Genomic DNA, 21,197 nt, shown 5'->3' with positions numbered 1-21,197 from the left:
AACCGGAACAATGGCAGGTGTGAAGAAGAAGACCGCACCGCGCAATCTCGCCCCCGAGATGCTGCACACCGCCGCCCGCCTCGAAGACCGCTACCACGCCTGGGCGCGGGAGAAGGCGACGAAGCGCGGCTGGCATCGCACCGTCATCGCCTACGACTCCTACGGCAGCGAGAACTTCATCCGCGTTCTCGCCCGCGTCGTGCTGACCAAGACCGGCCAGCCGGCAGCCGATACGCAGGCCTCGATTCGCGGCTGGCGCTCTTTCGGCAATGTGCCGCTGTCCGATGACCATGCCTGGGTGCGCGTCAACGGCGCCGAACATATGGTCACCGCCGATCGCGGCGGGATCGTCGATGCGATCATCCCCGGTGACTTCGAGCCCGGCAATGTCGAGATCGAGCTGTGGACCGATGACTCGCTCGTCGACACCGCCAATGTGCGCATCATCGGTCAGGAGCAGGGCTTCGGGATCGTCTCCGACATCGACGACACCGTCATGGTCACCGCGCTGCCGCGTCCCTTCCTCGCCGCCTGGAACACCTTCGTCCTCGACGAGCACGCCCGCTCGCCGGTGGCCGGCATGGCGGTGCTCTACGACCGGCTCACCTACCTGCGGCCGAACTCGCCGATCCTGTACCTGTCGACCGGGCCGTGGAACGTCGCCCCGACCCTCAAGCGCTTCCTCACCCGGAACATGTACCCGGTCGGACCGCTGCTGCTGACCGACTGGGGGCCGACAGCCACCCGCGCGTTCCGCTCCGGGCAGGATCACAAGCGTGCCACCCTCGAACGTCTGGCCCGGGAGTTCCCGCAGGTCAAGTGGCTGCTCATCGGCGATGATGGGCAGCATGACGAGGAGATCTACGGCGAGTTCGTCGAGAACCACCCGGAGAATGTCGTCGCGGTTGCCATCCGCCAGCTGACCGTCGGCGAGGCGGTGTGGGCCGGTGGTCGTTCGAAGGGCTCCGGCCGTGGCCAGGGCGTGCCCTGGATCTACGCTCCCGACGGTGCGGGGCTGGCCTCGAAGCTCACCGAGCGCGGCATCTTCTTCTCACTCTGAGGCGGCTGCGCGCTGTCGGCGCTCGCGCCGGCGCAGGGCCGTGAACGCGATGCCGCCGGCCCCGAGTACCGCGGCGGCAGCGGCGATGAGGATGAGCGGTGAGCTCAGCGGGCCGGCCGGCTCCTGCGCCTCGGCTGCCGCGGTCTCCTCATGCGTGGGTGCGGCGGGCTCCGGACTCGGCTCGTCGCTGGGCTCCGGGGTCAGCGCGATGGTCGTCTCGACCGGCAGGTCCGACTGTGCGAACGACCAGTCGAGCAGGTCGATGGCCGCCTGACGGGTGCTGTTGTCCGAATGCAGGATCGCCGCCGCGTAGGTCTTGCCGTCCCGCTCAGCCACGGCGACGAAGCTGCCCTTGGACTTGACGGTGTAGCCGTTCTTGAGCCCGAGTCCGCCGTCGATGCGCCCGACGATCTTCGTGTGGTCCTGGATCGGGTAGCCCTTGAACTTCTCCTTCGTCTCCGGGTTGACACCACCAGGCATCTTGTACTCGGTCGTCTGCACGATCTTCATGAGGTAGTCGTTGTCCAGCATCGCCCGGGCGATGATGAGCTGATCGCGCACTGTCGTCACCTGGCCGTCGGCGTCCAGGCCCGAGGTGTTCTTCGGCACCGTGCCGGTCAGCCCGAGCTCCTCGGCCTTGGCCTCCATGAGCTCAACGGCCCTGTCCTGCCCGCCGGCGGCATTACCCAGGGCGTGGGCGGCATCGTTGGCACTCGACATGAGCATCGCGTGGAAGAGCTGGTCGATGGTGTACTCGTTCTTCTGCACGAGACCCACCTTGGTGCCGTCGACGGCCATATCGTCGAAGACCGCCTCGTACTTCTGCTTCGGGTCATCGAGCACATCGACGAGAGCCAGAGCGGTCAGCAGCTTGATGACCGAGGCCGGAGCGAGCTGCCGGTCCATCTCCTGGGACGTGAACACGTCACCGGAGTCGAGATCGCCGACCACCCATGCGGACGCTTTCGGCTGCGGGGCCGGGGCGCCGTCTTCGATGAGGGCGCGTTCGTACATCGTCTCTGTCGGAGATGCCTCTGCCTCGGCAACGACGTCAGCTGCCGCACCAGGGGAGGCTAATGCAGCAGGGGAGGCCAGAGCAGCGGCCGGTGTGAGCGCGCTGCCGGCCACGACGGCTGCAGCAGCAACGCCGGCGCCGAGGCAGGCGCGCAGGCGAGCACGCCGCGTCTGTGTGGAACGAATCGAGTGGTTCACAGGTCGCAAGTCTAACCATGCCAGCTGAGACCACCGGCACCTTATCGCCCACCGCCTCGGGAACGGGGGGGCAGAACCAGGGTGAATGCACTCAGGCCCCGTGCCGCCAAGATGCGGGACGGGGCCTGATGCGCGTGGTGGGTCAGAAGGCGCGCTGGAGCAGCGCCTGCTTGACCTCGGCGATCGCCTTGGTCACCTCGATGCCGCGCGGGCAGGCTTCGGTGCAGTTGAAGGTGGTGCGGCAGCGCCACACGCCCTCCTTGTCATTGAGCACCTCCAGGCGCATGTCGCCGCCCTCATCGCGGGAGTCGAAGATGAAGCGGTGGGCGTTGACGATCGAGGCCGGACCGAAGTACTGACCGTCGGTCCAGAACACCGGGCACGAGGTGGTGCACGATGCACACAGGATGCACTTGGTGGTGTCGTCGAAGCGCTCACGATCCTCAATCGACTGCAGGCGCTCACGCGTCGGCTCGTGACCGGAGGTGATGAGGAAGGGCATGATCTCACGGTACGACTGGAAGAACGGCTCCATGTCAACGATGAGGTCCTTCTCCAGCGGCAGGCCCTTGATCGCCTCGACGGTGATCGTCTTGTTCGTATCGAGGTCCTTCAGCAGGGTCTTGCAGGCCAGACGGTTGCGGCCGTTGATCCGCATCGCATCCGAACCGCACACGCCGTGCGCACACGAGCGGCGGAACGACAGCGAACCGTCGATCTCCCACTTGATCTTGTGCAGGGCGTCGAGCACACGGTCGGTGCCGTGCATTGTGACCTTGTACTCCTCCCAGTGCGGGGCCTCGTCCTTCTCGGGGTCGAAGCGTGCGATCTGGAAGGTGCAGTCGAAGGACGGGATCTCGCCGCCGCCACCGCCGAGGTGGTCGGGGAGATCGACCTTGGATGCAGGCTCTGCAGTGTTCTGATTCTCGCTCATCAGTACTTACGCTCCATCGGCTGGTATCGGGTGACGACGACCGGCTTGGTTTCCAGGCGCATGCCCTTGATGCCCTCGGCCTCGCCGTCCGGGTCGAGGTAGGTCATCGTGTGGTGCATGAAGTTCTCGTCGTCACGGTCGGGGAAGTCCTCGCGGAAGTGACCGCCGCGGGATTCCTTGCGGTGGATGGCTGCCACCGTGACGACCTCGGCGATCTCGAGCAGGAAGCCCAGCTCGATCGCTTCGAGGAGGTCGAGGTTGAAGCGCTTGCCGCGGTCGTGGATGCCGACGTTGCGGTAGCGCTCGCGCAGCCGCTCGATCTCGTCGAGTGCCTCGCGCAGGGTCTCATCGGTGCGGAACACCTGGACGTTGGCGTCCATGATCTCCTGCAGATCCTTGCGGATCGAACCGACGAGCTCGGTGCCGTTCGATGCGCGCATCGTGTCGACGAGCTCGACGGTGCGGTCTGCGGCACCCTCCGGCAGCTCCGGCAGCTCGGCGGTCTTGGCGTATTCCGCGGCGGCGATGCCGGCGCGCTTGCCGAAGACGTTGATGTCGAGCAGCGAGTTGGTGCCCAGGCGGTTCGAGCCGTGCACGGAGACACAGGCGGTCTCACCGGCGGCGTAGAGGCCGGGGACGATGTCGGTGTTGTTGGCCAGCACCTCGGACTTGACGTTGGTCGGGATGCCGCCCATCGCGTAGTGCGCGGTCGGGAACACCGGCACCGGCTCAGTGTAGGGCTCCACGCCGAGGTAGGTGCGGGCGAACTCGGTGATGTCCGGCAGCTTCGCGTCGATGTGCGCCGGCTCCAGGTGGGTGAGGTCGAGCAGCACGTAGTCCTTGTTCGGTCCGCAGCCGCGGCCCTCACGCACCTCGTTGGCCATCGACCGGGCGACGATGTCACGCGGTGCGAGGTCCTTGATGGTTGGGGCGTAGCGCTCCATGAAGCGCTCACCGTCGGCGTTGCGCAGCACCGCTCCCTCGCCGCGGGCAGCCTCGGAGAGCAGGATGCCGAGGCCCGCCAGGCCGGTGGGGTGGAACTGGAAGAACTCCATGTCCTCCAGCGGGATGCCGTTGTTGTAGGCAACCGCGACACCGTCACCGGTCAGCGTGTGGGCGTTCGAGGTGGTCTTGAAGATCTTGCCGAACCCGCCGGAGGCGAAGACGACGGCCTTGGCGCGGAAGACGTGGATCTCACCGGTGGCCAGCTCGTAGGACACCACGCCGGCCGGGCGGCGAACGCCGTCGACCTCGGTCATGATGAGGTCGAGGACGTAGAACTCGTTGTAGAACTCGACGCCGTGCTTGACGCAGTTCTGGTACAGCGTCTGGAGGATCATGTGGCCGGTGCGGTCTGCAGCGTAGCAGGCGCGGCGAACGGGCGCCTTGCCGTGATCGCGGGTGTGGCCGCCGAAACGGCGCTGGTCGATCTTGCCCTCCGGGGTGCGGTTGAAGGGCAGGCCCATCTTCTCCAGATCGAGGACAGCGTCGATGGCCTCCTTGGCCATCACCTCGGCAGCATCCTGATCGACGAGGTAGTCGCCGCCCTTGATGGTGTCGAAGGTGTGCCACTCCCAGTTGTCCTCCTCGACGTTGGCCAGCGCGGCGCACATGCCGCCCTGTGCCGCGCCGGTGTGGGAGCGGGTCGGGTAGATCTTGGTCAGCACGGCGGTGCGTGCGCGCTGGCCGGATTCGATGGCAGCGCGCATTCCAGCGCCGCCGGCACCGACGATCACCACGTCGTAGTCATGTACCTGCATAGAAATCCAATTCTCCTTGGCCGGAAAGAGCCGTTGGGGCGAGTGAGAGAGGCGCAATCACCGTGAGCAGAAGTCAGGGATGAGCGACGGATCGGCTCCGACCGGGCACGGATCGAACGTGAAGATCACGAGCGTGCCGAGCACGATAATGACCGCCGAGGCGATGTAGAGCGTCAGCAGCAGCGCCATGCGGGTGCGCGGCTTCTCTGCGTAGTCGCTGATGATCGTGCGCATGCCGTTGGTGCCGTGCAGCATGGCCAGCCACAGCATGAGCAGATCCCAGATCTGCCAGAACGGGCTTGCCCACTTGCCGGCGACGAAGCCGAAGTCGAGGCCCTGGACGCCCTCGCCCTGCCACAGGTTGACGAACAGGTGCCCAAAGATGAGCACGATGAGCACGACGCCGGAGAGGCGCATGAACAGCCAGGCCCAGAGTTCGAAGCGCGAGCGCGTGGACTTGTGCCGGTCATAGCCGGTGCGCGGTGCGGGAATGGTCGACGTCATGTTCCTCAGCCTCCGAACGTGTGCATCAGGTGTCGGGGCAGGAACGCGGCCATCATGATGACCCAGCCGATGATGACTGCCCAGAACAGCTTCTTCTGGTTCTTCGGGCCGCCGGACCAGAAGTCGACAGCGGCGATGCGCAGGCCGTTGAAAGCGTGGAACACAATGGCTGCGACCAAGCCGATTTCGCCGATGGCCATCAGAGGGGTCTTGTACGTCGCGATGACGGCGTCATACGCCTCAGGCGAGACACGGACAAGAGCTGTGTCGAGCACGTGTACGAGCAGGAAGAAGAAGATGCCGACGCCGGTCACGCGATGCGCAACCCAAGACCACATTCCTTCATTTCCGCGGTACAGAGTGCCCGTTGACGCATTGGCCACGGGGCATCCTCCAAGTGAAATGCGAACAGATGTGTACCACTCGAAATTACGCCGAACTGGGGAGAATCGCCAATCTGCCCGGCGGCATTGTTGCCGATTCGATGTGAATCCCCTCAAAGAGGCGTCCATAGAACGGACGCGAGATCTCGCGTGAGATTTAGGACATGCCAGTGTGCCGTAAACATGATGGGTCTGTGTCCGCATCGGCTGAGGCGCCGGTGAGCGTCTGTGCATGTGCTGAGCAGGAGAGGCGGTATCGTGGCCGGCAGGTGCGGGGTGCGCCGAAGATGCCTCCGGCGCCGCAGTCAAGCCAGAGTTGCAGTCTGAGACGGAGGATGAGACGCGATGAATCCGCACTTCCACGCAGTGATCCCGGCCGGCGGCTCCGGCACCCGGCTGTGGCCGGTCTCCCGGGAGGCCTCCCCGAAGTTCCTCCATGATGTCCTCGGCCTCGGCCGCACCCTGCTCCAGTCGACCTGGGATCGCGTCCTCCCACTCGTCGACGCCGACCGCACCTGGGTCGTCACCGGCACCAGCCACGCCGCAGCCGTCGCCGGCCAGCTGCCCGAGCTGCGGGCCGACCGGATCATCACCGAACCCTCGCCCAAGGACTCCGCTGCCGCCATCGGCCTGGCCGCGATGCTCATCCACGACACCGACCCGCAGGCGATCATCGGCTCCTTCTCCGCCGACCACTCGATCACCAATGTCGCCGAGTTCCATGACGTCATCGGCCAGGCAGTCACCGCCGCCGAGCAGACCGGTGACATCGTCACCATCGGCATCACCCCCACCTACCCGGCCACCGCCTACGGTTACATCAAAACCGGCTCCCACCTCGGGATCCCCGGCGCCTATGCCGCCCGCCGTGCCGCCGCCTTCGTCGAAAAACCCGCCGCCTCGGTCGCCCGAACCTACGTCTACTCCGGCTCCTACCGCTGGAACGCTGGCATGTTCATCGCCACCACCGAGGCGATGCTCGCCGTGTTGGCCGAACAGGCCCCTGAGCTCTACGCCGCGCTGCGCTCGGTCGCCGACATCTGGCACGACGAGTCCGCCCGCGAGCAGAAGCTTGCCGAGGTGTGGCCGGGACTGGAGAAGCGTGCGATCGACTACGTCGTGGCCGAACCGGCCGCCGAGGCCGGCCGGGTCATCGTCGTGCCCGGTGACTTCGGCTGGGATGACGTCGGCGACTTCGACTCGGTGGCCAAGCTGCGCCAGCCGGTGCCCGGCGAATCCTCAGCCGTCTACGCGATCGGCGAGGAATGCCAGATCGTCGACGTCGACACCTCGGGCGTGGTCTTCTCCAGCACCGACCGGCTCGTCGCCCTCGTCGGGCTCGACGATGTCGTCGTCGTCGACACCGACGATGTGCTGCTCGTCGCCTCCCGCTCCCACGCCCAGGACGTCAAGGCCGCCGTCAGCCGGGTCGCCGAGATGGGCCGGGACGACCTGCTCTGACCCCGCGCCCGAGGCGGGACCGCCACCCGGCACCGGCTCGCCTGAGCGGATTGTGAAGTTTTGGGACGCCCGCCCAGGATCGTCGCAGGTCGGCTGACTAGAATCGGACGCTGTGATCCAAAGCCACCTTGCGCCCTTCTACGATGAGCTGCTCGAGTTCCGGCGTGACATCCACGCCCACCCCGAGCTGTCCTACGAGGAGTTCCGGACGACGGAGAAGATCCTCGGGTTCCTGCGCAACGCCGACCTCGACCCGCAGGCCCTCGAGGGCACCGGCGTCGTCTGCGAAGTCGGCGAGGGCCCGCTGGTCGCCGCTCTGCGCGCCGACATCGATGCTCTGCCGCTCGACGACCTGACCGGCACCCCGTTCGCCTCGACGGTGCCCGGCGTCGCCCATGCCTGCGGCCACGACATCCATCTCAGCTCCCTGGCCGGAGCCGGCCGGGTGCTGAGTTCCATCCACAAGGAGCTGCCCGGCGGACTCGGCGGGCGGATCCGGATGATCTTCCAGCCAGCCGAGGAGGTCACCCCCGGCGGTGCGCTCAAGGTCATCAGCCAGGGTGTGCTTGCCGATGTGCCGCGCGTCTTCGCCATCCACTGCGACCCCAACGTCGACGTCGGCAAGGTCGGCTCGCGCATCGGCCCGATCACCGCGGCCGGTGACACCGTCATCATCCGGCTCTCCGGCCACGGCGGCCACACCTCGCGCCCGCACCTGACCGAGGACCTCGTCTACGCCCTCGGCAAGCTCACCACTGACCTGCCGGCCACGCTCTCACGCCTCATCGACCCCCGCCATGCGATCTCGCTCGTGTGGGGCGAGATCCGCGCCGGCCACGCGCCCAATGTCGTGCCGTCCGACGGGTTCCTGCAGGGCACCCTGCGCTGCCTCGACGTCGACGGCTGGAACCAGGTCGCCGAGGTGCTGCCCGACCTCGTCGAACGCGTCACCGGGCCCTACGGCGTCACCGTCGACCTGGAGCACCGCCGCGGCGTCCCACCGGTGGTCAACACCGAAGAGGACGTCTCCCTGCTCGAGGCCGCCGTGCGCGATGAGCTCGGCCCGGGCAGCGTGCAGCTGACCCCGCAGTCGATGGGCGGGGAGGACTTCGCCTGGTACCTGACGAACTGTCCGGGCGCGCTCGTGCGCGTGGGCACCCGCACGCCGGGCGGGATTACGTACGATATCCACCAAGGCGACTACCTCGTCGATGAACGCGCACTGGAGATGAGCGTCCGCGTCTACACCGCGATGGCGCTTCGAGCCCTGGGAGTCCCGTGGTCTTGAAACCTGCCGCAGCCCTCACCACGGCCCTCATCGTGCCCGGACTGGTGCTGCTGACAGGGTGCGGCTCCGAGGAGCCGACCGAGCCGCTGCTCACCAGCGGCTGCATGGTTTCCTCACCGGCCGGCTTCGACGACCGCTCGATCGGCCAGCTGAGCTTCGGCGAGGTGTCCAACGCCCAGCGCTCCGACTTCCTCGGCTCGACCTCCACCCAGCGCGTCGACTCCCTCGATGACACCCGCCGCGCGCTGGAGAACTACGCCGAGCGTGGCTGCACGCTCACCGCGCTGCTCGGCCCCGGTGGGGCGCAGATGCTCGCCGAGGTCGCCGCCGGCCACCCCGAACAGGCGTGGATGGCCGTGGCCACCGCCGGTGCCGGAGCCGGCGGTCAGGACTTCCCGGACAACGTCATCACCGTCGACTTCGACCTGCTCGAACCGGCCTTCATCGCCGGTTACATCGCCGCCGCCAGCTCCAAGACCGGCATCGTCTCGGCCTACTCCTCCTACGGATTCGAGAACAACCGCGGACTGCTCACCGCCTTCGACGCCGGCGTCGACCTGTTCAACGAGGACACCGATGCGGCAGACGACGAGCGCGTGCGCAGCCACCGCGCCGGCCAGATCGAGGGCCGCACCGTCTCCGACACCACCGCCGCCGGCTTCGACATCACCGCCGAAGCGATCGAGGCCGACGCTGATGTCATCGTGCCCTTCGCCTCGGGTGCGGCCAGCGGTTCGCTCACCTGGTTCCAGGAGCACTACTTCCCGCCGGTCGAAGAGACCGCCGGGCCCGAGGCGGAGGACGCCCCTGCAGACGAGCCCACCGAGGCGCCCGCAGACGAACCCAAGCGCACCCTCGTGTGGTACGGCGCCGACGGCTCGGAGACCCTCGGGCGGGTCGGCCGCTACGTCATCGCCTCGATCGTGCCCAACATCGCCGCCGGCTTCCAGACCACCATCGAAGGCTGGCCGCAGACCGGTTTCGCCGGCGAACTCGAACCGGCCGGGCAGAAGCCGGAGCCGATCGGTGACCTGCTCGTGCGCTCCCACAGCTACCGCGGCACGATCGAAAACGGTGGCATTACGATGGTCGCCTCCGATGTGCCGCTGTCCGGAGTCGCCGGGGTCGGCCGCGAGGTCGCCGATGTGCAGGAGCGGATCCGCTCCGGGGAGATCGAACTGCCCTGACCCCATGCCGTAAGCTGAGGGACGTGGATTCCAAACTCTTTGAGACTCCCTTCGGAGTCGACCCCGATGACCCGATCCTCGAACTGCCGAAGGTGTCGCTGCACGACCACCTCGACGGCGGCCTGCGCCCCCAGACGATCATCGATCTTGCCGCCGAGGTCGGCCATGAGCTGCCGGCCACCGATGCCGAGGCGCTGCGCCGCTGGTTCTCCGAGTCCGCGAACTCCGGTGACCTGCCGCGCTACCTGGAGACCTTCGACCACACCATCGCCGTCATGCAGACCGCCGAGGGCCTGACCCGGGTGGCCCGGGAGTGGGCGCTCGACCAGGTCGCCGACGGTGTCTTCTACGCCGAGGCCCGCTGGGCGCCCGAACAGCACGTCCAGCAGGGACTGTCGATGGACGAGGCCGTCGAAGCAGTCCAGCGCGGACTCGACGAAGCCGATGCGATCGCTGCTGACAACGGCCGCTTCATCCGCACCGGCCAGATCATCACCGCTATGCGGCACGCCGACAACAGCCTCGCTGTGGCCGAGCTCGCTCTGCGCCACCGCGACCGCGGCGTCGTCGGCTTCGACATCGCAGGTGCCGAGGACGGCTTCCCGCCGGCTGACCACCTCGCCGCCTTCGAGCTTTTGCACCGCGAGTGCTTCCCGGTCACCATCCACGCAGGCGAAGCCGCCGGGGTGGAGAGCATCCACGCCGCCGTGCAGATCTGCCACGCCCAGCGCATCGGCCACGGCGTGCGCCTCATCGACGATATGCAGTTCACCGGGGACAACGGCAGCGGCAGCCTCGGCCGGCTCGCCGCCTGGATCCTCGACCATCAGGTGCCCCTGGAGCTGTGCCCGTCGTCGAACCTGCAGACCGGGGCGGCGACCTCGATCGAGGATCACCCGATCACCCGGTTCAAGGAGCTCGGCTACGCCATCACCGTCAACCCGGACAATCGGCTGATGTCGGCGACCTCGATGACCCGTGAGATGCGCCTGCTCGTCGACCGCGCCGGTTGGCAGCAGCCAGACCTCGAATGGGCGACCGTCAACGCCCTGGGCGCGGCGTTCCTGCCCCACGATGCGCGCAACCGGTTCCTCGATGACCTCGTGATCCCGGGCTTCGAGCGCCTGGACCTGTGATTTCATGAGCGGCAAGCGACGCAAGCGCAGCGCCGGGGGAGACGACTCCGTTCACATCCACCCGTCCGACACCGCGCCGGCCCCGTCTGCCGACGAGACCGCAGGCGCAGCCGGCAGCCCGCTCACCCCGGGCACCCCGATGGCGACCCGCCCGTGGACGCTGTGGCTGGCCATCGCGATGGTCGTGCTCGAAGCGGTCGTGCTCGTTGTGGCTGCGGTGTTCTTCGTGCGCACCGGCGGTGCCGCCGGGGCCGAGCTGCGCAGCTCCCTGTTCGGGCTGGCCGTCATGTTCATCATCATGGCCACCGGCCTCGTGCTCGTCGCCCGCGGGCTGCACCGGATGCGCCGCTGGGCGCGCCCGGCCACCGTGGCCTGGCAGCTGCTCCAGGCGCTGTTCGGGCTCTCGATGTGGGGTGCTGGCATGGCTCTGCAGGTCGGGGCGATCCTGCCGGCAGTGCTGTGCCTCTTCGGGCTCTTCAGCCCCGCCAGCGTGCGCGCCTACGAACAGGCGCTCGGCGCCGGCGGCAGCGAACAGCACTTCGACCAGCAAGACGACTGACGAGCCCGGGCCGGCTGGGATCAGCCGCCGAGCTCGCTCTGCTCGGAATCCTCGTTCGAGGTGACGTCGTCATCGGAACCTGAGCCGTCACCGGCCCCACTGCCGTCTCCTGACCCGCCGTCGTCGCCGCTGCCGGCTCCATCGCGGTACGGGCCACAGGCCTCGCCGAGGAAGTCTCCGGCGAAATCGCCATCGGAATCACGCAGGGACAGTGCTGTCTGCTGGATGCCCCACCACACCTCGGGCGCGGCAGCCCAGCGCAGGCGCATGTCCTCACGCTGATCAGGATCCTTGGCCAGATCCGAGGCCGCCAGCTCAATGCGGTCCTGGGCGTCATCGGCGGTGCAGCGGGCCTGCGAATCCGGGCCCTGCGGGTTGAGCTCGGCGATCTCATCGCCGTTGACCGTTGTGAGGGTGAACGCCGAATCGCCGATCTGCTCGACCTCGAAGGTGCCCAGCACCTGGTAGAAGCTGCCCTCATGCGCGCTCACCTGCTCAGCATCGACGTTGACGGTCACGCTGTTGGGCATGTCCGGGGTCAGCGACACCTCGCCGGAATCGGCGACATCGCCGAAGGTGCGCAGGTAGGCATTCAGGTAGGCCTCCTCGCCGTTGGCGGCGGCCTTCTCCAGGCCCTGCCACAGCGGGTCGTTCTCCTTCGCCCCGCCCGGGGAAGTGTCGACAACGACGACCGGGGGAGCGGAGTCCGGAGTCTCGACCGGGGTGACCTCCTCCGGCGACAGGGAGGGGCGCTGCTCGGGGCGCTCGGACTCGTTGACGGCACAGCCGCTCAGCAGCAGACCGGAGGCGCACACTGCGGCGGGGAAGATGAGGAGGCGTCGGCTCATGTGTCGAGTCTAGAGAATCACGGCCGCAGAGTGGCCAAGGCGGCCACGTGTGCCGGGGAGATTCTCAGCTGCGCAAGCGTCTTTTCGGCCGGATGACGGTCGAGGAATTCCAGCAGCGCTGCTTTGCGGGACCCGGACCAGGCGGCGAACTCGTCGGCCTCCATGAAGTACTCCACCGGGTGCCCGGAGGTCTTGTGGTGCTCATTGACGACGGCCAGTGAGCGCACGTACTCCTCGGCGATGACCGCCGGTTCGACACCGGCCAGCTGCAGCATCCAGGCCGAGAACAGACCGGTGCGATCTCGGCCGGCCGAGCAGTGCAGGTACACCGGGCCGGTCTCCAGCGCCTCGGCGAGACTCTCCAGCGCACCGGCCAGCAGCCGCGGGAAGTGGGTCAGCAGCAGCGGGTACTGCTTGGGGTGGTTGAGGAACGGGTGGTCGATCGCCTTGACGTAGGCCTCATCGCTGAAGTCCTCGACCGGGCAGGTGCGGATCGCAAACCGGTCCCAGGCCGCCTCGGGAACCTGCGGATCAGAAGGCCTGCAGCCCACCTCGGCGGGGGCGCGCAGATCAACGACCGAACGGATCCCCAGATCAGCCAGCTGGTCGACCCCGCGGGCGGTGATGAGCTCGCGGCGCCCTCCAGCGAACACGCGCCCGAGGCGGGTCAGGCCCCCAGCGGCGGGCAGGCCGCCGAGATCGCGCGGGCCGAGGGCACCGTCGACGGTGGGGAAGCGGTCAGCGGTCAAGAGCGATCAGTGCTCACGTGGCAGTCTCCGGGGTCACGATGCGGGAACCGGTCTCGAAACCGGTTGACAGGGTGCGCAGCAGCTCGGTGAGCTTGCGCTTCTGGGCGTCGGTCAGCTCGGCGAGCAGGTCGGCCTCATGGACGAGGAGGTCGGATAGGGCGTTGTCGACCTTCTGCTTGCCGACTTCGGTCAGAGTCACGAGGATCGACCGGCGGTCCTTGGGATCCGGGCGGCGAGAGACCCAGCCGACCTTGACGAGACGGTCGATGCGGTTGGTCATCGTCCCAGACGTCACCATCATCTCGCTGATGAGCCGGGAGGGGGAGAGCTCGTAGGGCTCACCCGCGCGGCGGAGTGCCGAGAGCACGTCGAAGGCCCAGACCTCCAGCTCATGGTCGTGGAAGGTCGACTTGCGCGCCTTGTCAAGCTGTTTGGCCAGCCGGGAGACCCGCGAGAGCACCTCCATCGGGGCGACATCGAGATCGGGGCGCTCGCGCCGCCATGCCGCTACGATCCGATCGACTTCATCCATGACCCCATTCTACTGCGATAGGGCCAGCGTCAAGATACTTTCCCGCAAAGCATCTTGATGTCAAGGAACCTCCAGGCGGCGGCAGCGCCGCCCAGACGTCAGCACAATCACACTGCGGGCGCGGGATTCACCTGCCTGACGATGTGGCCAAACCGCCGAAGGATACTAAAGTGAGGAATGGTCGACATGCGCTGGAGCCATGCCAGCCCAGCGGTCCGCACTCAGGTGGGGACCGCCTCGGCGGCGGTGACCCCAGCCATCCGCAGAAGGAGCACCCGGCACACGGGCCGACCCCGCGCCGGGGCACCAACATTGACGTTAGGAACTCACGTGGATCTTTTTGAGTATCAGGCCCGTGACCTGTTCGAGAAGCACGGTGTGCCCGTGCTCGGCGGACGGGTCGCTGAGACGCCGGAGGAAGCACAGTCCGCAGCCCACGAGCTCGGCGGCGGCACCGTCGTCGTCAAGGCCCAGGTAAAGACCGGCGGCCGCGGCAAGGCCGGCGGCGTCAAGCTCGCCAAGTCACCCGAGGACGCCCGTGCCAAGGCCGAGGAGATCCTCGGACTCGACATCAAGGGCCACACGACCGAAAAGGTCATGATCGCCGAAGGCGCCGACATCGCCGAGGAGTACTACTTCTCGATCCTGCTCGACCGCGCCAACCGCTCCTACCTCGCCATGTGCTCCAAGGAAGGCGGCGTCGAGATCGAGACGCTGGCCAAGGAGCGCCCCGAAGCGCTCGCCAAGGTCGACGTCAACCCGCTGACCGGCATCGACGATGCCAAGGCCGCCGAGATCGCCTCCGAAGCCGGCTTCGACGGTGAGGACGCGAAGAAGGTCGCGGAGGTCTTCACGCAGCTGTGGACCGTCTACGCCGAAGAGGACGCCACCCTCGTTGAGGTCAACCCGCTGGTCAAGACCGGCGACGGGAAGATCATCGCACTCGACGGCAAGATCACCCTCGACGACAACGCCTCTTTCCGCCACGAGGACCACGAAGAGCTGCGCGACATCAGCGCTGAGGATCCCCTCGAGCTCAAGGCCAAGAAGCTCGACCTCAACTACGTCAAGCTCGACGGCGAGGTCGGCGTCATCGGCAACGGCGCAGGACTCGTCATGTCGACCCTCGACGTCGTCGCCTACGCCGGTGAGGAGCACGGCGGCGTGAAGCCGGCGAACTTCCTCGACATCGGCGGCGGCGCCTCGGCTGAGGTCATGGCCAACGGACTCGACGTCATCCTCGGCGACGACCAGGTCAAGAGCGTCTTCGTCAACGTCTTCGGCGGCATCACCGCCTGCGACGCGGTCGCCAACGGCATCGTCAAGGCTCTCGAGATCCTCGGCGACACCGCCTCGAAGCCACTCGTCGTCCGCCTCGACGGCAACAACGTCGATGAGGGCCGCAAGATCCTCGACGACGCCAACCACCCGCTGGTGACCCTGACCGACACGATGGACGGTGGCGCCGACAAGGCAGCCGAACTCGCCGCCAGCCGCTGATCCCATCCGAAAGGCTTAAGAATCATGTCGATTTTCCTCCACTCTGACTCGAAGATCATCGTGCAGGGCATCACCGGCGGTGAAGGCACCAAGCACACCGCCCGGATGCTCGCAGCCGGATCGCAGATCGTCGGCGGCGTCAACGCCCGCAAGGCCGGCACCACCGTGTCCCACAAGGACAAGGACGGCAACGAGGTCGAACTTCCGGTCTTCGAAACCGTCGCCGAGGCGATGGAGAAGACCAGCGCCGATGTCTCGGTTGCCTTTGTGCCGCCGGCCTTCTCGAAGGACGCCGCGTTCGAAGCCATCGATGCCGGTATCGGACTGCTTGTCATCATCACCGAGGGCATCCCGGCCCAGGATGCCGCCCAGATCTGGGCGCACGCCTGCGAGAAGGGCAACAAGACCCGCATCATCGGCCCGAACTGCCCGGGCATCATCAGCCCCGGGCAGTCGCTGGCCGGCATCACCCCGGCCAACATCACCAACCGCGGCAAGCTCGGCCTGGTGTCGAAGTCGGGCACGCTGACCTACCAGATGATGTACGAGCTGCGTGACCTCGGCTTCACCACCTGCATCGGCATCGGTGGTGACCCGATCATCGGCACCACCCACATCGATGCGCTCGAAGCGTTCCAGAACGACGACGAGACCGAAGCCATCGTGATGATCGGCGAGATCGGCGGCGACGCTGAGGAGCGTGCCGCCGAGTACATCAAGGACAACGTCACCAAGCCGGTCGTCGGCTACGTCGCTGGCTTCACCGCGCCCGAGGGCAAGACCATGGGCCACGCCGGCGCGATCGTCTCCGGCTCGTCCGGCACCGCCGAGGCGAAGAAGGAAGCGCTCGAAGCTGCAGGCGTCAAGGTCGGCAAGACCCCGTCGGAGACCGCTCGCCTCATGCGCGAGCTGCTCGGCTGAGTGAGCTGATGCGCTGAGAGCTGCTGCGGCTGACAGCCCAGTTCAGCTACTTGATACTGCGGGCGCTGGTCACTGCGACCAGGGCCCGCAGTGCTGTGCAGGGGAGCGGGCCCGGCCTGACTCCACGAGGGGGGTGGGCTTTCTGAGGCTCGTCGGCCTCTGCGCAGGTTATGGGTGAAGAAGTTTGTAGACCTATTCATATTCAGAGGCCGGTGAAATATGAATAGGTCTACAAACTTTGCCGCGGTTCAGACGGTCGGGCCCATTCGGCCCACGCTTGCGGGGCTTGCGAAGCGTCTCTGAAGGCGTCGAAGGACGGAATCAACTTCAGGTCACAAGCAGGCCGGCATCCTCGAGGGTATCCACAGCTCAGCAGAATCCCTCGCGCTAGAGCCCTGTGGGGGAGAGGCTCTCGGCATGAGCATTCGACCAGATGCCCCAGCAGGGAACCACGGTAGGCTCCATGCCGCGCCGACCCCCATTGCAGTGTCAGATCTGGGCGGCGTCTCGCGCGCACGCCGGTACACCGGCAGCCAGCCGACAGCGACCGGTTGTCGCGGTGCACACGCCGTCCCGACGCATGCGCCGCTGCCCAGCGGACCGGCATGGGCAGACGAAGAGTGGTATCGCGTGCGGTACGAACTCGCGTGCCTCAACGCTGTGCGCCCGGACGCGTTGGGCGGACAGATCACCGCGGCGATCCTCCGGGGCTGGCCGGTTCCTCAGCGGTTGCGCGGCGAACCGCTCACCGTCACACTGCCTGCAGGCAGTAGCCTGCAGCGCCGCGGGATCAGAGCAGCCCGGTCCAAATGCTACGCACCCCACGTCATCTACAACGTCCGGCTCAACCGCATGGACTACGTCGTCTACGAACTCGCACGCGTCATGAACGTCGGCGAGCTCGTCTACGTCATCGACGCGATGTGCGGGACGTGGAGGACGAACCCGGTGGCCACAGTCGAGCGGATCAGAGCTGCCGCGCTTGAGGCTCGCAACGTCTTCGGCAAGAAGAACCTGCTCACCGCTCTCGATCTCGCTCGCGACAAGGTCGGCTCACCGCAGGAGACGCGGCTTCGGCTGCACATCGTCGGTGCCGGGCTGCCGACTCCGCTCGTCTGCGCGCCGATCCAGCTGCCGCGCGCCGAACAGCTCTACCACCCGGACCTGACCTACCGGGGTGCGCGGATCGCCATCGAGTACGAGGGCGGGCACCACCGCACGGATGCGTGGCAGTGGGATCATGACATCCAGCGCGAGCGCACCTTCCGCACCGCCGGGTGGGAGTACTTCCGGGTCACGAAGCGCACCGACATCTCGGAGTTCCTGGCAGACCTCACGGCCGCGCTCGACGAGCGCGCACCGCAGTGGCGCCGCAGCTCGACAGGCCCCGGCCTCAGCTCTTCTTCGCCTTGACGGACACGACCGGCACCTCGGCGCCGAGGATGATGCGCTGGGCGGTCGAGCCCATGATGAGCTTGCCCACCAGCGAGCGCTCACGCGAACCGATGACGATCATCCGCACCTCCGGCGTCGCCTCGGCGAGGGCGAGGATCTCCTCGACCGGGTCGTTGCCGCGCAGGAACTGCTTGAGCTCCTGCCGAATCCCAGCGGCCTCAAGCTTGTCGCCAAGCTCTTTGAGGTTCTCGGCGGTGGCGATGCCCTTCTCCTCGTGCGCTTCCCCGATCCCGGCGTTGAGCACGAGCAGCGCCTCGTCGAACGCCCGCGCCTGCTCGATGCCGAAGTCGACGGCTGCCATGCCTTCGGGGCTGGGGGTGTATCCGACAAGAATGGTCATGCGTTCTGGCTCCTCTGCCGTGGTTCTCGCTGTCGCACGCGGGAAACGTCCTGCTCACAAGCCTATCGACCGAGCCTGGCGAACAGAAGATGGAACCAGGCGTTTCATCGGTCACATCCGCACGCTCCCCGGACTGGTGGGAGACTGGTGGGTATGGTTCAGTCTCTGCTGCCGGTTGCCTGTGTGCCCGATCATACCGCCCTGCGCTCACACCTCGGCTCCGCCGCCGAGGTGGTGGCCCGGTTGTGGCCGGACTGGCCGGCCGGGCATGGGGCTTCCCGGTTGGCGTGCGAGTACCTGCTCGGCCGCAGCCGCGGCTGGCTCGACATCTCCGGGCGCCCCCAGAGTGGGGAGCAGGGGGAGCAGGCGGAGACCGCGTGGTCGCCGCGGCCGACGGTCGTCATCGACGATGCAGACGGCGCACTGTTGGCCGCCGCAACCGTCGCGGGCCCTGCGATCACTGCCTACTGGGATGACCTGCGTGGCGAGCGTCGGGGGAGCGCGGTCGCAGGTCTCCTCACTGAGGCAGGCCTGCCGCAGCCGCACATCGCGGCTGAGCTCGGGCACGTCGGAGCACCCGGCGGCCCGGAGATCTTCCCGCCTGGCTGCCGGGTCGTGCTGGCGGCACCGAAGGCGACGGCCGCGCTGCGGGAGTACCTGCAGGCGGCCGCCGGGTTGGCTGAGGAGTTCATCGTCGTCGGCCGTGAGAAGCATATGAGCACGGCGATCAACGAGGAGCTGGCCGAGGTGTTCGACCGAGTCGACGTCTCACCCGGGCTGGCGAAGTGCCGGCTCATCATCGGCAGCCACCCGCGTGGCGGCAGCGGTGCTGGACCGGCCGAGGCTGCCCCGGTGTTCCCGCGCAGCGACATCCGGCCGCTGCGCGTGCCCGGTGCAGCACCCCTCGAGGTCGCGGCCTACGGCGCCTGCTACGGCCGCACCCAGATCGATCACGGCACCGACGTGCTCGTCACCAGCCTCATCGACCACCGCGCCAAGCTCACTCCTGCTGCCGGCAGTCACGATTCTGCCGGGCTCACGGTCGCCGACCTCGGCTGCGGCAACGGCTGGCTGCTGGCCAACCTCCAGGGGCTGCTGAACCCAGCCACGAGCATCGGGATCGACGTGTCCAAAGCCGCCCTCGCTTCGGCCACGGCCACCCTGAGCACAGGCAACCCGGACGTCCAGCTCGTCCTTGCCGACGCCTCAGCCGAGACCGACCCGGCACTCGATGCGCTTGCCGGCAGCTGCGATCTCATCGTGCTCAACCCGCCTTTCCACACCGGACACACGATCGAAACCGGCACCGCACACGCAATGATCCGCACAGCCCACCGGATGCTGAAACCTGGTGGGAGACTCGTCTGCATCTACAACTCCCACCTCGGTTACCGTGGTGCGGTCGAGCGGACGTTCGGGGCCAGCCGACAGTGGGCCAGGGACCGCAAATTCACCGTCGTCACCGCCGTGCGAGGAGCCTGACCGAGGCTGCGCTGCGGGGTGGTGCGTTGTATAGGATGGTGAGCACTGCAACCTACCTGAAGGATGTGAGCCGGCGTGAGCGGCATCTGCGGACAGATCTCGACAGCCCAGGCACCACACAGGGACGCGAAGGCCGCGGTTGAGGCCATGAGTAAGGCGATGGCCGGCCGTGGCCCTGACGGTGACGGCATCATCGACGACGGGCGGGTCGCACTCGGCCACCAGCGTCTGGCGGTCATCGACCTCGGGGAGACCGGCGCGCAGCCGATGCACGACCCCGATGTGCGCATGACGATCGTGCTCAACGGCGCGATCTACAACTACGAAGAGCTGCGCGAGGAGCTCCACGGACTCGGCCACACCTTCCGCTCCAGCTCCGACACCGAGGTGGTGCTCAAGGCCTTCGCCGAATGGCGCGAGAAGGCCCTCGAGAAGTTCCAGGGCATGTTTGCGCTGGCCATCCACGAAGAGGAGTCCGGGCGCGTATTCATCGCCCGCGACCGGATGGGCGTGCGCCCGGTGTACTTCGCCGAGGTCGACGGTGCCTTCCGCTTCGCCTCCACCCTTCCGGCGCTGCTGGCTGCCGGCGGCATCGACACCCGGATCGACCCGGTCGCGCTCAACCACTACATGACCTTCCACGCCGTGGTGCCCTCGCCGTTCACCATGCTCCAGGGCGTGCGTAAGCTGCCGCCGGCGACCTACATGTGGGTCGAGACCGATGGCTCGCAGACGCAGACGCAGTACTGGCAGCCGCTGTACGGCACCGGTGAGGACAAGGCCGACTGGTCCGAAACCGACTGGCAGGACGCGATCTACGACAGCCTGCGCGAAGCGGTGCGCCGCCGGCTGGCCGCCGATGTGCCCGTCGGGGTGCTGCTCTCCGGCGGCCTGGACTCCAGCCTCATCGTCGGGCTCATGGACGAGCTCGGGCAGAAGGACATCGAGACCTTCTCGATCGGCTTCGAGTCCTTCGGCGGTGAAGAGGGCGACGAGTTCACGTACTCCGACGTCATCGCCGAGCACTTCAAGACCAACCACCACCAGCTGCGCATCTCCACCGACCGGATGCTGCCGGCCCTCGACGAGGCGATCGGGGTCATGAGCGAGCCGATGGTCAGCCACGACGCGGTCGCCTTCTACCTGCTGAGCCAGGAGGTCGCCAAGCACGTCAAAGTCGTGCAGTCCGGGCAGGGGGCCGACGAGGTGTTCGCCGGCTACCACTGGTACCCGCCGATGTACGAAGCCGGCGACGACGTCGAGGCTGCGCTCGCCAGCTACCAGCAGTCGTTCTTCGACCGCAGCTACGAGGAGATGGGCCAGCTCGTCTCCCCGCAGTTCATGACCGGCTCCGATGTTTCCACAGAGTACGTCGACGCCCACTTCCGCAGCCCGGGTGCGACCACCGGCATCGACCGGGCGCTGCGCATCGACACGACGATCATGGCCGTCGACGACCCGGTCAAGCGCGTGGACAACATGACGATGGCCGCAGGGCTCGAGGCGCGCATGCCGTTCCTCGACCACGACCTCGTCCAGCTCGCCGCCGAATGCCCCGCCGAGTACAAGACCGCCCAGGAGGGCAAGGGCATCCTCAAGGAGGTTGGCCGCCGGGTCATCCCGAGCGAGGTCATCGACCGGCCCAAGGGCTACTTCCCGGTCCCGGCCCTCAAGCACCTGCAGGGCCCATACCTGGAGAAGGTCCGCGAGGCGATCTCCGGGCAGGTCGCCCGCGACCGCGGCCTGTTCCAGCCAGCCGCCGTCGAGGCACTGCTGAAGGCCCCGAACGAGAACCTCACGCCGCTGCGCGGCAACCGGCTGTGGCAGATCGCCCTGCTCGAACTCTGGCTGCAGAACCACGGGATCACCGGCCCGGCAGCCTGACC

At 67.3% G+C, this 21,197-nt stretch carries 20 protein-coding genes; 11 read left to right on the top strand and 9 right to left on the bottom strand.

Translation table 11 applies throughout. The features are described 5' to 3' along the window. Positions 1 to 10: 10 nt before the first annotated feature. A complete protein-coding gene (locus B4E96_RS12540) occupies positions 11 to 1,060 on the top strand; it encodes an App1 family protein (protein WP_286957854.1) in 1,050 nt (349 codons plus the stop codon). Here the strand turns inward: B4E96_RS12540 and B4E96_RS12535 are convergent. From B4E96_RS12535 to sdhC, 5 genes are all read right to left on the bottom strand, one after another. Further along, a complete protein-coding gene (locus tag B4E96_RS12535) occupies positions 1,052 to 2,272 on the bottom strand; it encodes a D-alanyl-D-alanine carboxypeptidase family protein (RefSeq protein ID WP_286957852.1) in 1,221 nt (406 codons plus the stop codon). The two genes, B4E96_RS12540 and B4E96_RS12535, sit on opposite strands and share 9 nt — an antisense overlap. A 142-nt stretch (positions 2,273 to 2,414) precedes the next feature. Then, positions 2,415 to 3,206 (bottom strand): succinate dehydrogenase iron-sulfur subunit, encoded by a 792-nt coding sequence (locus B4E96_RS12530; RefSeq protein WP_170273305.1) that lies wholly within the window; start codon positions 3,204 to 3,206, stop codon positions 2,415 to 2,417. Beyond that, the gene (gene sdhA, locus B4E96_RS12525; protein WP_102161580.1) at positions 3,206 to 4,966 is read right to left on the bottom strand and encodes a succinate dehydrogenase flavoprotein subunit; all 1,761 of its coding nucleotides are present in this window, start codon (positions 4,964 to 4,966) and stop codon (positions 3,206 to 3,208) included. The genes B4E96_RS12530 and sdhA overlap by 1 nt, the downstream gene beginning before the upstream one ends. 57 nt (positions 4,967 to 5,023) lie before the next feature. Next, positions 5,024 to 5,470, bottom strand: a complete 447-nt coding sequence (locus tag B4E96_RS12520) for a succinate dehydrogenase hydrophobic membrane anchor subunit (RefSeq protein ID WP_102161582.1) — start codon at positions 5,468 to 5,470, stop codon at positions 5,024 to 5,026. 5 nt (positions 5,471 to 5,475) lie between these two features. Beyond that, positions 5,476 to 5,853, bottom strand: a complete 378-nt coding sequence (gene sdhC, locus B4E96_RS12515; protein WP_102161584.1) for a succinate dehydrogenase, cytochrome b556 subunit — start codon at positions 5,851 to 5,853, stop codon at positions 5,476 to 5,478. A gap of 345 nt (positions 5,854 to 6,198) precedes the next feature. Here sdhC and B4E96_RS12510 point away from each other — a divergent pair, with 345 nt between their 5' ends. The 5 genes from B4E96_RS12510 (at position 6,199) to B4E96_RS12490 (ending at position 11,484) form a co-directional block, all read left to right on the top strand. Then, positions 6,199 to 7,314, top strand: a complete 1,116-nt coding sequence (locus tag B4E96_RS12510; RefSeq protein ID WP_170273306.1) for a mannose-1-phosphate guanylyltransferase — start codon at positions 6,199 to 6,201, stop codon at positions 7,312 to 7,314. A 112-nt stretch (positions 7,315 to 7,426) separates the two neighbouring features. After that, positions 7,427 to 8,602 (top strand): amidohydrolase, encoded by a 1,176-nt coding sequence (locus tag B4E96_RS12505; RefSeq protein WP_102161588.1) that lies wholly within the window; start codon positions 7,427 to 7,429, stop codon positions 8,600 to 8,602. Then, positions 8,593 to 9,789 carry a BMP family ABC transporter substrate-binding protein gene (locus B4E96_RS12500; protein ID WP_170273307.1) on the top strand — a complete coding sequence of 399 codons (1,197 nt, stop codon included), beginning with the start codon at positions 8,593 to 8,595 and terminating at the stop codon, positions 9,787 to 9,789. Before B4E96_RS12505 ends, B4E96_RS12500 begins: the two co-directional genes overlap by 10 nt. Positions 9,790 to 9,812: 23 nt before the next feature. Continuing rightward, complete coding sequence (locus B4E96_RS12495; RefSeq protein WP_259834109.1) at positions 9,813 to 10,925, top strand: adenosine deaminase; 1,113 nt, start codon at positions 9,813 to 9,815, stop codon at positions 10,923 to 10,925. Between the two features lie 4 nt (positions 10,926 to 10,929). Then, on the top strand, positions 10,930 to 11,484 hold the full coding sequence (locus tag B4E96_RS12490; protein ID WP_102161592.1) for a hypothetical protein: 555 nt from the start codon (positions 10,930 to 10,932) through the stop codon (positions 11,482 to 11,484). 20 nt (positions 11,485 to 11,504) lie between these two features. On the opposite strand, the gene B4E96_RS12485 is transcribed toward B4E96_RS12490, so the two are convergent. Genes B4E96_RS12485 through B4E96_RS12475 form a run of 3 tightly spaced genes read right to left on the bottom strand, consistent with a single transcriptional unit; the run spans position 11,505 to position 13,613 of the window. Next, on the bottom strand, positions 11,505 to 12,332 hold the full coding sequence (locus tag B4E96_RS12485) for a hypothetical protein (protein WP_170273310.1): 828 nt from the start codon (positions 12,330 to 12,332) through the stop codon (positions 11,505 to 11,507). A 17-nt stretch (positions 12,333 to 12,349) separates the two neighbouring features. Beyond that, the gene (locus B4E96_RS12480) at positions 12,350 to 13,081 is read right to left on the bottom strand and encodes a tyrosine-protein phosphatase (protein WP_217007043.1); all 732 of its coding nucleotides are present in this window, start codon (positions 13,079 to 13,081) and stop codon (positions 12,350 to 12,352) included. Between the two features lie 13 nt (positions 13,082 to 13,094). Then, positions 13,095 to 13,613, bottom strand: a complete 519-nt coding sequence (locus tag B4E96_RS12475; protein ID WP_165882397.1) for a MarR family winged helix-turn-helix transcriptional regulator — start codon at positions 13,611 to 13,613, stop codon at positions 13,095 to 13,097. A 330-nt stretch (positions 13,614 to 13,943) separates the two neighbouring features. Between B4E96_RS12475 and sucC the strand changes: the two genes are divergently transcribed. The 3 genes from sucC to B4E96_RS12460 all read left to right on the top strand — a co-directional run bounded on the left by sucC (position 13,944) and on the right by B4E96_RS12460 (position 17,447). After that, a complete protein-coding gene (sucC, locus tag B4E96_RS12470; protein WP_259834100.1) occupies positions 13,944 to 15,113 on the top strand; it encodes an ADP-forming succinate--CoA ligase subunit beta in 1,170 nt (389 codons plus the stop codon). Positions 15,114 to 15,137: 24 nt separating this feature from the next. Next, positions 15,138 to 16,034 carry a succinate--CoA ligase subunit alpha gene (gene sucD / locus B4E96_RS12465; protein ID WP_286957834.1) on the top strand — a complete coding sequence of 299 codons (897 nt, stop codon included), beginning with the start codon at positions 15,138 to 15,140 and terminating at the stop codon, positions 16,032 to 16,034. 630 nt (positions 16,035 to 16,664) lie between these two features. Further along, on the top strand, positions 16,665 to 17,447 hold the full coding sequence (locus B4E96_RS12460) for a hypothetical protein (protein WP_170273315.1): 783 nt from the start codon (positions 16,665 to 16,667) through the stop codon (positions 17,445 to 17,447). Here B4E96_RS12460 and B4E96_RS12455 read toward each other — a convergent pair. After that, complete coding sequence (locus tag B4E96_RS12455) at positions 17,428 to 17,829, bottom strand: universal stress protein (RefSeq protein WP_170273316.1); 402 nt, start codon at positions 17,827 to 17,829, stop codon at positions 17,428 to 17,430. The two genes, B4E96_RS12460 and B4E96_RS12455, sit on opposite strands and share 20 nt — an antisense overlap. Positions 17,830 to 17,982: 153 nt before the next feature. On the opposite strand from B4E96_RS12455, the gene B4E96_RS12450 reads away from it, so the two are divergent. Both B4E96_RS12450 and B4E96_RS12445 read left to right on the top strand, forming a co-directional pair. Further along, on the top strand, positions 17,983 to 19,311 hold the full coding sequence (locus B4E96_RS12450) for a class I SAM-dependent methyltransferase (protein WP_286957831.1): 1,329 nt from the start codon (positions 17,983 to 17,985) through the stop codon (positions 19,309 to 19,311). 75 nt (positions 19,312 to 19,386) lie between these two features. Beyond that, entirely contained in the window at positions 19,387 to 21,195 is a 1,809-nt protein-coding gene (locus B4E96_RS12445; protein WP_212753884.1) for an N-acetylglutaminylglutamine amidotransferase, read from the top strand. Positions 21,196 to 21,197: the final 2 nt, after the last annotated feature.

This window comes from Brevibacterium sp. UBA7493, assembly GCF_002479565.1.
Taxonomy (GTDB): domain Bacteria; phylum Actinomycetota; class Actinomycetes; order Actinomycetales; family Brevibacteriaceae; genus Brevibacterium; species Brevibacterium luteolum.
The sequence above is the reverse complement of the archived record's forward strand: the minus strand, read 5'-3'. Positions and strand labels throughout refer to the sequence as shown.

What these genes read in the sequence shown, in the direction of transcription:
- B4E96_RS12540 (WP_286957854.1), top strand. Translation starts at nt 11, where the DNA reads ATGGCAGGTGTGAAGAAGAAGACCGCACCGCGCAATCTCGCCCCCGAG.
- B4E96_RS12530 (WP_170273305.1), bottom strand. Translation starts at nt 3,206, where the DNA reads ATGAGCGAGAATCAGAACACTGCAGAGCCTGCATCCAAGGTCGATCTC.
- sdhA (WP_102161580.1), bottom strand. Translation starts at nt 4,966, where the DNA reads ATGCAGGTACATGACTACGACGTGGTGATCGTCGGTGCCGGCGGCGCT.
- B4E96_RS12520 (WP_102161582.1), bottom strand. Translation starts at nt 5,470, where the DNA reads ATGACGTCGACCATTCCCGCACCGCGCACCGGCTATGACCGGCACAAG.
- B4E96_RS12510 (WP_170273306.1), top strand. Translation starts at nt 6,199, where the DNA reads ATGAATCCGCACTTCCACGCAGTGATCCCGGCCGGCGGCTCCGGCACC.
- B4E96_RS12490 (WP_102161592.1), top strand. Translation starts at nt 10,930, where the DNA reads ATGAGCGGCAAGCGACGCAAGCGCAGCGCCGGGGGAGACGACTCCGTT.
- B4E96_RS12485 (WP_170273310.1), bottom strand. Translation starts at nt 12,332, where the DNA reads ATGAGCCGACGCCTCCTCATCTTCCCCGCCGCAGTGTGCGCCTCCGGT.
- B4E96_RS12475 (WP_165882397.1), bottom strand. Translation starts at nt 13,613, where the DNA reads ATGGATGAAGTCGATCGGATCGTAGCGGCATGGCGGCGCGAGCGCCCC.
- sucD (WP_286957834.1), top strand. Translation starts at nt 15,138, where the DNA reads ATGTCGATTTTCCTCCACTCTGACTCGAAGATCATCGTGCAGGGCATC.
- B4E96_RS12455 (WP_170273316.1), bottom strand. Translation starts at nt 17,829, where the DNA reads ATGACCATTCTTGTCGGATACACCCCCAGCCCCGAAGGCATGGCAGCC.
- B4E96_RS12450 (WP_286957831.1), top strand. Translation starts at nt 17,983, where the DNA reads ATGGTTCAGTCTCTGCTGCCGGTTGCCTGTGTGCCCGATCATACCGCC.